This window comes from Phenylobacterium sp. (genome assembly GCF_041920015.1).
Lineage (GTDB): Bacteria > Pseudomonadota > Alphaproteobacteria > Caulobacterales > Caulobacteraceae > Phenylobacterium.
In genome coordinates this window covers 99,536-112,972 of sequence record NZ_JAYRST010000001.1, presented here as the reverse complement: position 1 = coordinate 112,972, position 13,437 = coordinate 99,536, and the positions used below count along the sequence as shown (strand labels likewise).

Here is a 13,437-nt window from a genome sequence, read left to right as displayed (position 1 = left end):
GGCGGAACGTCGCCTCGCCTGACTTGTTGTCTCAGGCGTGCCTAGACTCGCAAACGCCCTCTTGCTCCTCTTCCTTCCGCTCGCCGCCTGCGGCGAGGGTAGGGACGCGGTCGTCGCTCCGGCCGCGGTCAAGCCGGCGGCCCATTCGTCCTATGTCGGCCGCTGGGCCGTTTCGCTGGCTGGATGCCAGGCCGGCGCCTGGGACTTTCGCAAGGACAGGCTCGCCACGGCGGGCGAGGTGGCCTGCACCTTCGCCAAGGTCGCGCCGACGCCGGCCGGCTATACGGTCCAGGCCGAATGCGTCGCGCAAGGCCCGCGCCAGCCCCAGAGCTTCACCCTGACCTTCTCTGGCGTCGGCGCCGCCGAGACCATGACCGTCGCCGGCGGCCCCTGGACCGGCCCGATCGCTCTGGTCCGCTGCCCGACCGGTTGATGGGCGGCCGAGCCCTTAACTTGACCCCCGGGCGCGAACAGGCGACGGGAAGGCCATGCGCCGCATCTTCCGCTTCCTCACCGAGATGGACGCCAAGGCCTGGCGCACGCTGGCCGTGTCCTTCGTGCTGTTCGGCGGGGTGGGGATCGTGTTCCTGTTCGGGGCCCAGGTGCTGGGTTTCGACGGCGAGGCGACGGTCGAGCGCTGGCTGGGCATGGCCTCGAACGGGCCGTGGGCGCTGCCGGTGGCGGTGGCCGCCTTCGCGGTCCTGGCCTTCGTGGGCGTGCCGCAATTCGTGCTGATCGCCGCCGCGGTGGTGGCCTTCGGGGCCTGGCAAGGCTTCGCCTATAGCTGGATCGGCACCATGGTCTCCTCGCTGGTCGGCTTCTATATCGGCCGCCTCGCCGGGGCGCGCAGCCTGCAGATCCTGTCGAGCCCCGGCGTGCGGCGGTTCATGGACCTGGTCGGCCGCAACGGCTTCCTCGCCAGCCTGATCGTGCGGCTGGTGCCCTCGGCGCCGTTCATCGTCGTCAACATGGCCGCCGGCGTCACCCCGATGCGGGTGCGCCACTTCTTCCTGGGCACCGCCATCGGCATCGTCCCGAAGATCGTCCTGACCGCCTTCGCCGGCAATTCCATCGTCCAGGTGCTGAAGGGGGAGGGCGGCGCCCACCTCGTCTGGCTCGCCGTGATCGTGGCCGCCTGGATCGCCATCGGCTGGTTTGCGCGGCGCTGGCTCAAGGCGCGCGAGGACGCCATCAGCGGCCCGCTGCCGGACGACGACTGAGCGCGCTCGGCGCGATTGTGGAATCTTCGACCGTAAACCTGCCGATCGGGCCGGGTTTCCAAAGTACTGCCGATGGATTTTGGAAAAATCTTGCTCTGCGGCGGCGAAATCCGCCCATATGCGCAACAGTCTTGCGGAATTGGGCAGGTTTCTGTACACACCGGCTCATGCGTACGAAGCAAACCTGCCAACTGCTTCTTGGCCTGGGGCTTAGCCGCCCCTGGGCGATCCTTTAGGCTGCGCGAGACCGCGGCCGGGCGCTCAGGGGACATCAAACCCATCGCCCGCTTCCCGAACGCCCGCGAAAAGAGTTCGCACCCATGACCCAAGCCACCGACGCTTCCGCCCGCGATTCCAATGATCGCGTCATCGTCTTCGACACCACCATGCGCGACGGCGAGCAGTCGCCTGGCGCGTCCATGTCGCTGGAAGAGAAGCTGGAACTGGCGAAGATCCTCGAAGACATGCGCGTCGACGTCATCGAGGCTGGCTTCCCGATCGCCTCGAACGGCGACTTCGAGGCCGTCCGCGCCATCGCCGAGATCGTCACCGAGAGCACCGTCTGCGGCCTGGCCCGGGCCGGCGCCGCCGACATCGAGCGCTGCGCCGAGGCCCTGTGCCCCGCCGCCCGCGGCCGCATCCACACCTTCATCTCGACCAGCCCGGTCCACATGAAGTGGAAGCTGCAGATGGAGCCCGAGCAGGTGCTGGAGATGGTGAGCCGCTCGGTCGGCCACGCCCGCAACCTGTGCGACGACGTCGAATGGTCGGCCGAGGACGCTACCCGCACCGAGCGCGATTTCCTGCGCCGCTGCGTTGAGGCGGCGATCCGCGCGGGCGCCCGCACGATCAACATCCCCGACACCGTCGGCTACACCTATCCCTCTGAATACGCGGACATCTTTCGCGACCTGATCGCCAATGTACCGGGCGCCGACGAGGTGGTGTTCTCGACCCATTGCCACAACGACCTGGGCCTGGCCGTCGCCAACAGCCTGTCGGGCGTGCAGGGCGGGGCGCGCCAGGTCGAGGTCGCCATCAACGGCATCGGCGAGCGGGCCGGCAATGCGGCCCTGGAAGAGGTGGTGATGGCCCTGCGCGTGCGCGGCGACCGGCTACCCTATCACACCGGGGTCGACGCCTCGCACATCACCCGCGCCAGCCGCTACGTCTCGGCGATCACCGGCTTCCCGGTGCAGTTCAACAAGGCCATCGTCGGCAAGAACGCCTTCGCCCATGAGAGCGGCATCCACCAGGACGGGATGCTGAAGAACGCCGAGACCTACGAGATCATGCGCCCCGAGGACGTAGGCCAGGGCTCGACCAACCTGGTCATGGGCAAGCACTCGGGCCGCCACGCCTTCCGCGAGAAGCTGAAGGAACTGGGCTACGAGCTGGGCCAGAACGCCCTGAACGAGGCCTTCCAGCGCTTCAAGGACCTGGCCGACAAGAAGAAGCACGTCTTCGACGACGACCTGATCGCCCTGGTCGACGACGCCCTGGCCTCCAGCGCCGACCGCATCCAGGTCAAGCATCTGCGGGTGATCGCCGGCACCGACGGCCCGCAGGAGGCCAATCTGATCGTCACGGTCGACGGCCAGGAGCGGGCGGCCGCGGCGACCGGCGACGGCCCGGTCGACGCCGTCTTCAACGCCATCCACGAGGCGGTTCCGCACACGGCCATCCTGCGCCTGTTCCAGGTGCATGCGGTGACAGAGGGCACCGACGCCCAGGCCCAGGTCTCGGTCCGGCTGGAGGAGGACGGTCGCATCGCCACCGGCCAGGCCGCCGACACCGACACCCTCACCGCCTCGGCCAAGGCCTATGTCAACGCGCTGAACAACCTCTTCGCCCGCAAGGAGAAGAGCGCGCCCGACGCGATCGCCAGCGGCTTCTGATCGCCGCCCGTCACAGGAGCATGATAGCCGAAAGTGGATGCCGGTTTCGGCGTCCATCATGCTCCTGACCTCTTTGAATTGAACCCTTAGCTTCAGGCGAACAGACCTGAAGCTAAGGGTTCGGGGCGCGCGAGCTTTCCCATGCTCTGGATCATACTGACGGCGGCGGCCGCGCCGCTGCAGGTGGCGCGTAACGCGCTGCAACGCGGCCTGGTCGGCGACGCCGGGCCGTGGGGTGCGACCCTGGTGCGCTTCCTGTTCGGCCTGCCGTTCGCCCTGCTCATCTTCGCCGTGGTGGCGGCGCTGACGCCGGACGCCGCGCCGCGCCTCTCCTGGCGCTTCGGTCTGGCGGTCGTGGCCGGCGCGGCGGGGCAGGTCGCCGCGACCGCCGCCCTGCTGGTGGCCATGCGCCGCTCGGGCTTTGCGGTGGCGACCTTCATGCAGCAGTCGTCCCTGCCTCTGGCGGCCCTGATGGGGCTGGCGGTCGGTGACGCGCTCAGCCTCCAGGCCTGGGCCGGAGTCGCCGCGACCACCGTCGGCCTCGCCGTCCTCTCCTGGCCCAAGGCGGGCGCGGAGAAGGGGGCGGCGCGCGGCGCGCTCTTCGGCCTCGCCTCGGGCCTGGCCTTCGGGATGACCCTCAACGCCTATCGCCAGGCCGGCGTGGCGTTGGACCCGGCCCATCCGCTGTTTGCGGCCACCGCCTCGGTCTGCGTCGCCCAGACCCTGCAGTCGGCCGGCCTGCTGACCTTCCTGGCCGTGACGCGGCCGGCGGCCTTAAGGGCGGTCGCGGTCTCGTGGCGTCAGTCGCTGGGCGCCGGCTTCTTCGGCGCGGCGGCCTCGGCCTGCTGGTTCGCGGCCCTGGCCATGGCGCCGGCCGGAGCGGTCCGCGCCGTGGGGGTGATCGAGGCGCCCATCGCCGCGGCGGCTGGCCGGCGGCTGTTCAAGGAGCGCCTGACCCTGCGCCAGGCGATCGGCGGCGCGCTGACCGCCTGTGGCGTAATGGTCACGGCGCTGGGCTAATCGTAGCTGCGCCGTGGCCGGGCGGAGGGGGAGGCGTTATGAAGTCATAATTCATAACGACGTGAGTGTTCACCGTGAAACGGCTCGCCTTCCTCCTTGCCTTCGCCGCGCCGATGGCGGCGCACGCCCAATCGGCCGACGACGCCTACACCCTGGGCGAACTGCAGGTGACCGCCCGCGCCCGCGGCGGCGAGTTGATCGGCGGCAGCATCGTGGGTTCCGAGGACCTGCGCCGTTTCGACAAGTCCAGCCTCGACCGCGCCCTGGATCTCGTGCCGGGCGCCGTGGCCGGCAATTCCGGCGGCTCGCGCAACGAGCGGCTAGTCTATGTGCGCGGCTTCGACCGCTTCCAGACGACGCTCTCCATCGACGGGGTGCGGGTCTTCCTGCCCGCCGACAACCGCATCGACTTCGCCCGCTTCCTGACCGCCGACCTTTCGCAGATCCAGGTCTCCAAGGGCTACGTCTCGGTGCTGGACGGCCCCGGCGGCCTGGGCGGGGCGATCAACCTCGTCACCCGCAAGCCGACCAGCGCCCTGGACGGCGAGATCCGCGTGAATGCGGCCATCGACAGCGCCGGCGAGTTCAGTGGCAATACCGTCTCGGGCCTGATCGGCACGCGGCAGGACGGGTTCTACCTCCAGCTCAGCGGCGCGCGGTCCGAGCGCGATCACTTCCGCCTGTCGGACGACTTCAAGCCCACGGCCCTGGAGAACGGCGGCGAGCGCGAGCATTCCGACACCGAGGACTGGCGGATCAATCTCAAGGCCGGCCTGACCCCGAACGACACCGACGAATACTCGCTGAACTACATCCGCCAGGAAGGTTCGAAGAACGCGCCCTATCACGTGACCGACACCGCCAGCACGCGGTACTGGGACTGGCCCTACTGGAACATCGAGAGCCTAGCCTTCCTCTCGCACACGAAGATCGCCGAGGGCGCCTATCTGCGCACCCGGCTCTATCGCAACACCTTCGAGAACGGCCTGTTCTCATACGACAACGCGCGCCAGAACAGCCAGACCGTGGGCCGGGCCTTCGTCTCGCCCTACGAGGACGAGGCCTTTGGCGGTAATGTCGAGCTCGGCGTCGATGTCGGCGCGGCCAATACGCTGAAGGTCGCGGCGTACTACCGTCGGGATCGCCATGACGAGTGGCAGCAGACCTTCGCCCCGCCGGCGGTCGAGCCGCGCCAGACCACCACCGAGGCTACCGGCTCCTTCGCCGTGGAGGACACCTTCAAGGCCGGCGCGAACCTCGACCTGGTGTTCGGCGTCTCCTACGACTGGCGCCACCTGATCCGGGCCGAGGACTACAACAGCGGCCAGTTCGTCTACTATCCGCTGACCGACGACGACGCCTGGAACTGGCAGGCCGCGGCCCGCTGGCAGGTGTCGGACGTCACGGCCCTGCACGCCAGCGTCTCCTCGCGCGCGCGCTTCCCGACCCTGTTCGAGCGCTTCAGCTCGCGGTTCGGGACGGCGGTGCCCAATCCCAACCTGACCGCCGAGCGGGCCACCAGCTTCGAGGTCGGCGGCCAGACCCGGCTAGACCGCGTCGAGCTCTCCGGCGCGCTGTTCTACAGCGACATTCAGGACGCCCTGATCCAGATCCCAGTGCCGCTGGGCCCGCCTTTCGGCACGGTCAACCAGACCAAGAACGCCGGCGATGGCGAATATTACGGCGGCGAGCTGTCGGTCACCGCCGACCTCACCGACAGTGTCCGTCTGGGCGGCGCCTACACCTACATCCACCGCGAGCTGAAGGACCCGACCAACGCGGCCTTCCGCCCCAGCGGCGTGCCCGACCACAAGTTGTTCGCCTATGTCGACTGGAAGGTGACCGACGCCATCCGCGTCACGCCCAGCATCGAGACGGCCAGCAAGCGCTGGACCGTGACCTCCAGCTCGCTGATCAATCCGCCGCGCTTCTATCGCACCGGCGACTATCTGCTCGCCAACCTCTCGGTCGAATGGTCGGTGACCGACAAGGTCGACGTGATCGTCGGCGGCCGTAATCTGACCGACCAGAACTACCAGCTCGTCGACGGCTTCCCGGAGGAGGGACGCAGCTTCTTCGTCGACCTTCGCATGAGGCTGTAATTCCATGAGCGCTGACGGTCATCTGGACGCGGCCTTCTTCCTGCGGCGCGGCGCAAGCCGGGTCGGGGCCGAGCGGATCGCGCTTCTCAAGGCCGTCGCCGACCTCGGCTCGATCAGCGCCGCGGCCAAGCAGCTCGGCCTCAGCTACAAGGGCGCGTGGGACGGGGTTCAGGCGCTGAACAACCTGTTCGACGCGCCTCTGGTCGAGGCGCAGCCCGGCGGCCGGTCGGGTGGCGTCGCCAGCGTCACTGCCCGCGGCCGCGCCGTGATCGAGGCCTTTGGCAAGGTCGAGGCCGAGCTGGGCGACACCCTGGCGCGCCTCCAGGCGCGGCTGGAGGCTGATGGCGAACTTGGTGAACTGTTCTGGAGCCTGGGCATGAAGACAAGCGCGCGAAACGCCTTGCGCGGGGTGGTGAGCGCCGTCACCGACGGGGCGGTCAACACCGAGGTGACGTTGCAGGTCGCCGAGGGCGTTGACATCGTCTCCATCGTCACCCGCCAGAGCGTCGCCGACCTGGCTCTTGCGGTCGGCAAGCCGGCCGTCGCGCTCATCAAGTCGAGCTTCGTGGTCCTGGCCAAGGGGGAGGGGCTGGTCACCTCGGCCCGCAACCAGCTCCACGGAACCGTGCTGACGCGCGAGGATGGCGCGGTGTCCAGCGAGATCACCCTGTCGCTGGCCGGCGGCAAGACCCTGACCGCCACCATCACCAAGGAAAGCGCCCAGGCCATGGACCTGACGGTCGGCGAGCCGGTCACCGCCCTGGTCAAGGCGCCGCACGTCATCCTCGCCGTGGAATAGGATCGCAGATGAAGCTCGTTCTCGCCGCCGCGCTGGCCGTTCTCGCCGGCCCCGCCCTGGCCCAGAGCATCGCTCTTCAGGGGCCGGACGGCCAGGCGGCCACGCTCAGCGCCGCGGACCTGGCGGCCCTGCCGCACGTCTCGGTCACCGCCACCCAGCACGGCAAGACCTCGACCTTCGAAGGCGTGCCGCTGGGCGACATCGTCGCCCGCGTCGGCGCGGCCCAGGGCAAGGCCGTCCACGGCGCGGAACTGGCCACGGTGATCCGCATCACCGGCAAGGACGGCTATCAGGTGGTGCTGGGCCTGGCCGAAACCGATCCGGGCACCCGCGCCGGCAAGGTGCTGCTGGTCGACCGCGCCGACGGCGCGCCGCTGGCGGCGGGCGATGGCCCGTTCCGCATCGTGGTGTCCGACGACCTGCGGCCCGCCCGCTCGGCCCGCATGGTCGAGAAGATCGAGGTCATCCGGCTCTCGACCGCCAAGCCCGCCGCTGCGGCCCATCACTGATCAAGAAAGCCAGCCCATGAAGCTCCTTCGCTGGATCGCATCGCTCGCCGCCGCCGCCTTGATGAGCGGGGCGGCCCATGCCGAGACGGTCACCGTCTTCGCCGCCGCCTCGCTGAAGAACGCCCTCGACGAGGTCGGCGCGGCCTACGCCAAGACGGGAGGCGAGGCGCGGTTCTCCTACGCCGCCTCCTCGGCCATCGCGCGCCAGATCGAGCAGGGCGCTCCGGCCGACGTCTATGTTTCGGCCGACAGCGACTGGATGAACTATCTGGCCGAGCGCAAGCTGATCGTGCCAGCCAGCCGCCGCGACCTGCTGACCAATCGGCTGGCCCTGATCGCCCCGGCCGATTCCAAGGCGACGATCCGCATCGGCCGGGGCATGCCGCTGGCCAAGGCCCTGGGGCCTGGCCGCCTGGCGGTCGCCGGTCCCGACGTGCCGGCCGGCAAGTACGCCAAGGCCTCCTTGAGCGCGCTCGGCGTCTGGGACAGCGTCTCGGGCAAGCTCGCCCAGGCCGAGAACGTGCGGACCGCCCTGCAATATGTCGCGCGCGGCGAGACCCCGTTCGGGATCGTCTACGACACCGACGCCAAGGTTGAGCCGAAGGTGCGGATCGTCGGCCTGTTCCCCGATGCGACCCATCCGAAGATCGTCTATCCGGCCGCGGTGGTCGCCGCCTCGAACAACCCCGACGCGGCGAAATTCCTTGCCTATATGGGCAGCCCGCCCGCCGCGGCGATCTTCAGGAAGTACGGCTTCACCGTCCTGCCGCGCCGGTGAGCCTGGACCCGCTCATCCCGGCGAACGCCCGTATGAGCGGAGGGGTGGACGTCAGCGCCCCTTGCGCTTGGCCAGGGCCATGGGGGCGAGGGCGGCGATCACCCCGCCGAGGTTCGCCGCCAGGTCCTTGATCTGGAACGTGCCCGAGACCCAGCCCATGGCCTGGGCCGCCTCCAGCCCGACGCCGAGCGCGATGAAAACCCCGCCGATGGCCCGCGGCTTCACCTTCGGCAAGGCCAGGATCGACAGCACGGTCAGCAGGTAGCCATAGATGACGTGCATCACCGCATCGTGCGGCGGCGCCCACCGGGCTGCGTCGTAGAGCGGGTCCAGCGCCCCCTGAAGGCAGACGAGCAGGACGGCGACGAGGGCGATGCGCCCGGCCCAGGTGAGGATGTTCTGCATGCCGAGGTCTTAGTCCGGTTCGCTACGGGCTCCTACTGCGCCGCAAGGAAGGCGTCGGGATCGTCGATCTCGACCAGCCGGCCCTTGCGGATCTCCACGAAGCGGTTGGCGGCGCTGCGGGTGAAGTAACGGTCGTGGGAGACGAAGATGCAGGCGATCTCGGCCCCTTCGAGCTGGGCCTCCAGGTCCTCCTGGCCTTCGATGTCCAGGTGGTTGGTCGGTTCGTCGAGCAGGTAGAGGTTCGGCCGCGCCAGCTTCATGCGCAGGAAGACCAGCCGCGCCCGCTCGCCGTGGCTGAGGTCGGCGATCGGCCCCTTGATGCGCGAATAGGCGAAGCCGGCCTTGGCCAGCACGGCGTTGGCTTCGCGGTCGGTGGCGCCCTCCGCGGCCAGCACATAGTCCAGCACCGAGATCCGCAGCGGCAGGTCGGCCATCCTCTGGTCGAAATAGGCCAGGCGCGCCTGCGGATTGAACCGCACGGCCGCCGCGCCGTCATAGTGTCGCTGGTCCGGGTCGAAGGCGGCGGCGAGGGCCGACAGCAGGGTCGACTTACCGCTGCCGTTGACGCCCAGCAAGGCGACGCGGTCGCCCATGCCCAGGCTGAAGCGGTCGATGGAGATCAACCGTCGGGCGGCGTCCGGCGTGGTGACCTCCAGGCCCTGGAGCCGCAGGGCGACCTTGGCGTCCATCTCCCCCTCGTGCAGCTCCAGCCGCCGCTCGCGCGCGACATAGGCGCCGGTGCGGTCCGCCTCGATCCGCTCGATGCGCTTCTCGGTGGCCTTGGCGCGCTTGTGGAAGGCGTCGTTCTTCACGCCCCAGACGCGATAGCGCGCGGCGACAGCCTGCAGGCGCTCGATCTCCTTGCCTTCGAGCTGACGGCGGGCGGCGTCGGCCGCGTCGCGCTGCAGCAGGGCCTCGCGCGCCTCCACGAACGGCGTCCTGAAGCTGTGGGCGCCGTCCGAGCGCAGGAACAGGGTCCGGCTGGTCGTCTTCTGGAGGAACTCGCGGTCGTGGCTGACGATCAGCATCGGCAGGGTCTCGTCCGCCAGCCAGCGCTCCAGCAGGTTGATGTTCGACAGGTCGAGGTGGTTGGTCGGCTCGTCCAGGATCAGCAGGTCGGGCTCGGCCAGCCGTGCGGCCGCGGCGATCAGCAACAGCCTCTGCCAGCCCCCGCTCAGCGAGCCGAAGGGCTGCTGGGTGGTTTCGTAGGTCAGGCCGATCTCGTCGGCCAGCACGTCGACCTTCCAATCCTCCGAGCCGTCGCGGACGGGAAGGACGCGTTCCAGCGCCTCGCGCACCGTCAGGCCGGCGAGCTCCGGCGGCGTCTCCTGCGGCACGTAGCCGATCTTGAGCCCGCGCGAGCGGACGATCTTGCCGTCCATCAGGGTGAGTTCGCCCAGCAGGCATTTCAGCAGGGTCGACTTGCCCGCGCCGTTCTCCCCGACCAGGGCCGTACGCGCATCGTCAAGCTGGAAGCTCACCCCCTCGAAGACGCGGTGGGTTCCGTAGAAGAAGCTGGCGTTCTCGACGCCGAGGACGGCGTGGCGGGGCGGCATGGGAGGCTCTCGCGGCGTCTGCGGGCGCTCAGTCTAGAGAGGCGCCGGCGCCTGGGCTGTAGCCTGGAGGCGACACTCGATGGTTCGCTGCCCTGGCGGCCGTGATCGACGGGCGGCCCGCGCCGCATTTTCGCCGCGATTTGGTCAAGCGCCCGACCTCATCGTCAGCCGCCCTGGCGTCCGTCCACAGCCCGGCGCGCGCCTGCGTGCGACGGGAAACCACAGACCTATCATTAAGCCTTGAAATCAACCGACTGGCAGGGCACACGAACCATCTGTCCTGCAAGCGGAGGCTGAGGCCGCCTGACGTTTCGAGTTTCGGAACGAAGCGTCGTCAGCCCGGGCTTCGCATACCCCCAATTCCGCTCCCTACCCCCAGGGCCCTGCATGATCTCGTCCCTCTTCGGCGCTATCTCCAACGACATCGCAATCGATCTCGGCACCGCCAACACGCTCATCTACATGAAGGGCAAGGGCATCGTCCTGAACGAGCCGTCGGTGGTGGCCCTGCGTAATGTCGGGGGCCGCAAGGTGGTCCACGCTGTCGGCATCGAGGCCAAGCAGATGCTGGGCCGCACGCCTGGGCACATGGAAGCCATCCGTCCGATGCGCGACGGCGTGATCGCCGACTTCGAAGTCGCCGAGGAGATGATCAAGTACTTCATCCGCAAGGTTCACAACCGCAAGGGCTTCGTGAACCCGAAGGTGATCGTCTGCGTGCCGTCGGGCGCGACCGCGGTGGAGCGCCGCGCGATCAACGATTCCTGCCTCAACGCCGGCGGTCGCCGCGTGGGCCTGATCGACGAGCCGATGGCCGCCGCCATAGGGGCCGGCCTGCCAATCCACGAGCCGACCGGTTCGATGGTGGTCGACATCGGCGGCGGCACCACCGAGGTCGCGGTGCTCTCGCTCTCGGGCATCGTCTATTCGCGCTCGGTCCGCGTCGGCGGCGACAAGATGGACGAGGCGATCATCAGCTACATGCGCCGCAACCATAACCTTCTGATCGGCGAAACCACCGCCGAGCGAATCAAGAAGGAGATCGGCACCGCCCGCGCCCCGGCCGACGGCGAGGGCCTGTCGATCGAGGTCAAGGGCCGCGACCTGATGCAGGGCGTGCCGCGCGAGGTGCGCATCAGCGAGAAGCAGGCCTCGGACTCGCTGGCCGAACCGGTCGGCCAGATCGTCGACGCCGTGAAGATGGCGCTGGAAGCCACGCCGCCGGAACTGGCCTCCGACATCGCCGACAAGGGCATCATGCTGACCGGCGGCGGCGCGCTGCTGCGCGGCCTGGACGCCGAGATCCGCGACCACACCGGCCTGCCGGTGACCGTGGCCGACGACCCGCTCTCCTGCGTGGCCCTGGGCTGCGGCAAGGTCCTTGAGCATCCGAAGTGGATGAAGGGCGTGCTGGAGTCCACCCTGGCGTAAACTTTCGCGAGTCGCGGCCTGGAGGTTGAGTCTCCGGTCCGCGCCTTCAGGGTGAATAGGTCCGGTGCCGCTGCGCGACAACCCCTTGGGCGAACTGAAAGTCCCGCTGGCCTGGACGGCCGGCGTAGCCTTGATCGTCGCCTTGGTGGCGGCCCTGGTCCTGCTGCTGTCCGACCGCCGCGAGACTTTCCAGACCGAAGCCTACGGCGCCTCGCGCAAGGTCGGCGACGCCATCGCCGCGCCGGTGACGGGCGTTCTGGCCACGCCCGGCCGCTGGATCGGCGATGGGGTGGAGGGCGTCCGCGGCTACTTCTTCGCCGTTTCCGAAAACCGCCGTCTGAAGGCTGAACTGGTCGAGGCGCGCGAGTGGCGGACCGCCGCCCTGGCCCTGCGCGACACCAATGACCGCTACAAGGCGCTGCTGGGCCTCAAGACCGATCCGCCGATCCCGATGGTTGCGGCCCGCACGGTCAGCGAGAGCCGCGGCCCGTTCTCCAACACCCGCCTGGCCAACGCCGGCCGGGAGAAGGGGATTCGCGAGGGCAATCCGGTGATGAGCGAGAACGGCCTGGTCGGCCGGATCATCGGCGTCACCGACGGGGCCAGCCGCATCCTGCTCCTGACCGACATCGCCTCGCGAACCCCGGTGATGATCGACCGCACCAACGCCCGGGCCATCCTGGCGGGCGACGGCGGCCCGAACCCGCGGCTGGAATATCTGCGCGGCCAGGACCCGGTGAAGCAGGGCGACCGCATCGTCACCTCCGGCGACGGCGGCGTGCTGCCCCGCGGCCTGCCGATCGGCATCGCCGTGAAGGGGCTGGATGGACGCTGGCGCGCGGTCCTGGCCTCGGACGCAGCCCCGGTCGATTTCATCCAGGTGCTGCTCTTCCAGGATTTCTCCCAACTCAGCGCCGCCGCCGCTGCCGAACTGCGGAAGATGACGCCCCCGCCGCCGGCCGCGCCCGCGACCGCAGTCGGGGTGACCGCTGTCACGCCGGCCGCCCGCACTCCCGCCACGGCCGCACAGCCAGGGACCGCCTCCACGCCGGCCGCCCAACGCACGGAAGGCGCCTCGGCTCCCTCGCCCAAGCCCGCCGCGCCTAAGCCGCCTGCGCTGCGCCCCGCCGCGCCCAAGCCGGCGCCCGCGCCGGCTGCTCCGGCCGCCGATCAGCCGCCCGCGCCCGAGGTCCCGTTCTAGATGGCCGGCGCGCGCGCCCTGGCCCCATGGCGCTGGATCGGAGTTCCGCTTCTCCAGTGCCTTATCCTGACGGTGCTGTTCTCGCTGCCGTTCAGGCCGTTCGGGCTGGGCCTGCCCGAGCCGATCTTCCCGATGGTTCCGGCTTTCGCCTGGGCGATCATCCGGCCTTCGATCCTCGGGCCGCTGGCGGTGCTGGCGATGGGGCTGTTCCTCGACCTGGCGTGGGGCGCGCCGATGGGGCTGTGGGCGGTGGCGCTGCTGCTGGTCTATGGCGCGGCCTTGCTGGGGCGCAACATGATGGCCGGCCAGAGCTTTCCGGTGATGTGGGCCTGGTTCGCCGCGGCGACCGGCCTGGCCATGGGCAGCGCCTATCTCTTCACCATGCTGGGCGCGCACGCCGGCGCCAATCCGGTCTCCGTCGGATGGCAATTCCTGGCGACGGCCATATTGTTTCCTTTCGCACATCTGCTCATCGACCGGTTCGAGGATGCAGACGTGCGCTTCCGATAGGGTTCTGG

The 13,437-nt window shown here is 69.4% G+C and carries 13 protein-coding genes; 11 read left to right on the top strand and 2 right to left on the bottom strand.

The window, feature by feature from the left end:
• The first annotated feature begins 61 nt into the window (after positions 1 to 61).
• The 8 genes from ACE3TL_RS00505 (at position 62) to modA (ending at position 8,326) form a co-directional block, all read left to right on the top strand.
• Positions 62 to 433 carry a hypothetical protein gene (locus ACE3TL_RS00505; RefSeq protein WP_374576701.1) on the top strand — a complete coding sequence of 124 codons (372 nt, stop codon included), beginning with the start codon at positions 62 to 64 and terminating at the stop codon, positions 431 to 433.
• Between the two features lie 55 nt (positions 434 to 488).
• Positions 489 to 1,220 (top strand): TVP38/TMEM64 family protein, encoded by a 732-nt coding sequence (locus ACE3TL_RS00500; protein WP_374576700.1) that lies wholly within the window; start codon positions 489 to 491, stop codon positions 1,218 to 1,220.
• A gap of 320 nt (positions 1,221 to 1,540) precedes the next feature.
• A complete protein-coding gene (locus ACE3TL_RS00495; RefSeq protein ID WP_374576699.1) occupies positions 1,541 to 3,118 on the top strand; it encodes a 2-isopropylmalate synthase in 1,578 nt (525 codons plus the stop codon).
• Positions 3,119 to 3,259: 141 nt separating this feature from the next.
• On the top strand, positions 3,260 to 4,138 hold the full coding sequence (locus tag ACE3TL_RS00490; RefSeq protein WP_374576698.1) for an EamA/RhaT family transporter: 879 nt from the start codon (positions 3,260 to 3,262) through the stop codon (positions 4,136 to 4,138).
• 74 nt (positions 4,139 to 4,212) lie between these two features.
• The gene (locus tag ACE3TL_RS00485; RefSeq protein WP_374576697.1) at positions 4,213 to 6,240 is read left to right on the top strand and encodes a TonB-dependent receptor plug domain-containing protein; all 2,028 of its coding nucleotides are present in this window, start codon (positions 4,213 to 4,215) and stop codon (positions 6,238 to 6,240) included.
• A gap of 4 nt (positions 6,241 to 6,244) precedes the next feature.
• Positions 6,245 to 7,039: a TOBE domain-containing protein gene (locus tag ACE3TL_RS00480; protein WP_374576696.1), complete on the top strand. Its 795-nt coding sequence runs from the start codon at positions 6,245 to 6,247 to the stop codon at positions 7,037 to 7,039.
• 8 nt (positions 7,040 to 7,047) lie between these two features.
• The gene (locus ACE3TL_RS00475; RefSeq protein WP_374576695.1) at positions 7,048 to 7,548 is read left to right on the top strand and encodes a molybdopterin-dependent oxidoreductase; all 501 of its coding nucleotides are present in this window, start codon (positions 7,048 to 7,050) and stop codon (positions 7,546 to 7,548) included.
• 16 nt (positions 7,549 to 7,564) lie between these two features.
• A complete protein-coding gene (gene modA, locus ACE3TL_RS00470) occupies positions 7,565 to 8,326 on the top strand; it encodes a molybdate ABC transporter substrate-binding protein (protein ID WP_374576694.1) in 762 nt (253 codons plus the stop codon).
• Between the two features lie 51 nt (positions 8,327 to 8,377).
• Here modA and ACE3TL_RS00465 read toward each other — a convergent pair whose 3' ends face one another.
• Together ACE3TL_RS00465 and ACE3TL_RS00460 are read right to left on the bottom strand one after the other, a co-directional pair.
• The gene (locus tag ACE3TL_RS00465; protein ID WP_374576693.1) at positions 8,378 to 8,731 is read right to left on the bottom strand and encodes a hypothetical protein; all 354 of its coding nucleotides are present in this window, start codon (positions 8,729 to 8,731) and stop codon (positions 8,378 to 8,380) included.
• A gap of 32 nt (positions 8,732 to 8,763) precedes the next feature.
• Entirely contained in the window at positions 8,764 to 10,287 is a 1,524-nt protein-coding gene (locus ACE3TL_RS00460) for an ABC-F family ATP-binding cassette domain-containing protein (RefSeq protein WP_374576692.1), read from the bottom strand.
• 387 nt (positions 10,288 to 10,674) lie between these two features.
• On the opposite strand from ACE3TL_RS00460, the gene ACE3TL_RS00455 reads away from it, so the two are divergent.
• From ACE3TL_RS00455 to ACE3TL_RS00445, 3 genes are all read left to right on the top strand, one after another.
• The gene (locus ACE3TL_RS00455; RefSeq protein ID WP_056020526.1) at positions 10,675 to 11,718 is read left to right on the top strand and encodes a rod shape-determining protein; all 1,044 of its coding nucleotides are present in this window, start codon (positions 10,675 to 10,677) and stop codon (positions 11,716 to 11,718) included.
• 64 nt (positions 11,719 to 11,782) lie between these two features.
• Entirely contained in the window at positions 11,783 to 12,919 is a 1,137-nt protein-coding gene (gene mreC, locus ACE3TL_RS00450; RefSeq protein ID WP_374576691.1) for a rod shape-determining protein MreC, read from the top strand.
• Complete coding sequence (locus ACE3TL_RS00445) at positions 12,920 to 13,429, top strand: hypothetical protein (protein WP_374576690.1); 510 nt, start codon at positions 12,920 to 12,922, stop codon at positions 13,427 to 13,429.
• Positions 13,430 to 13,437 lie beyond the last annotated feature (8 nt).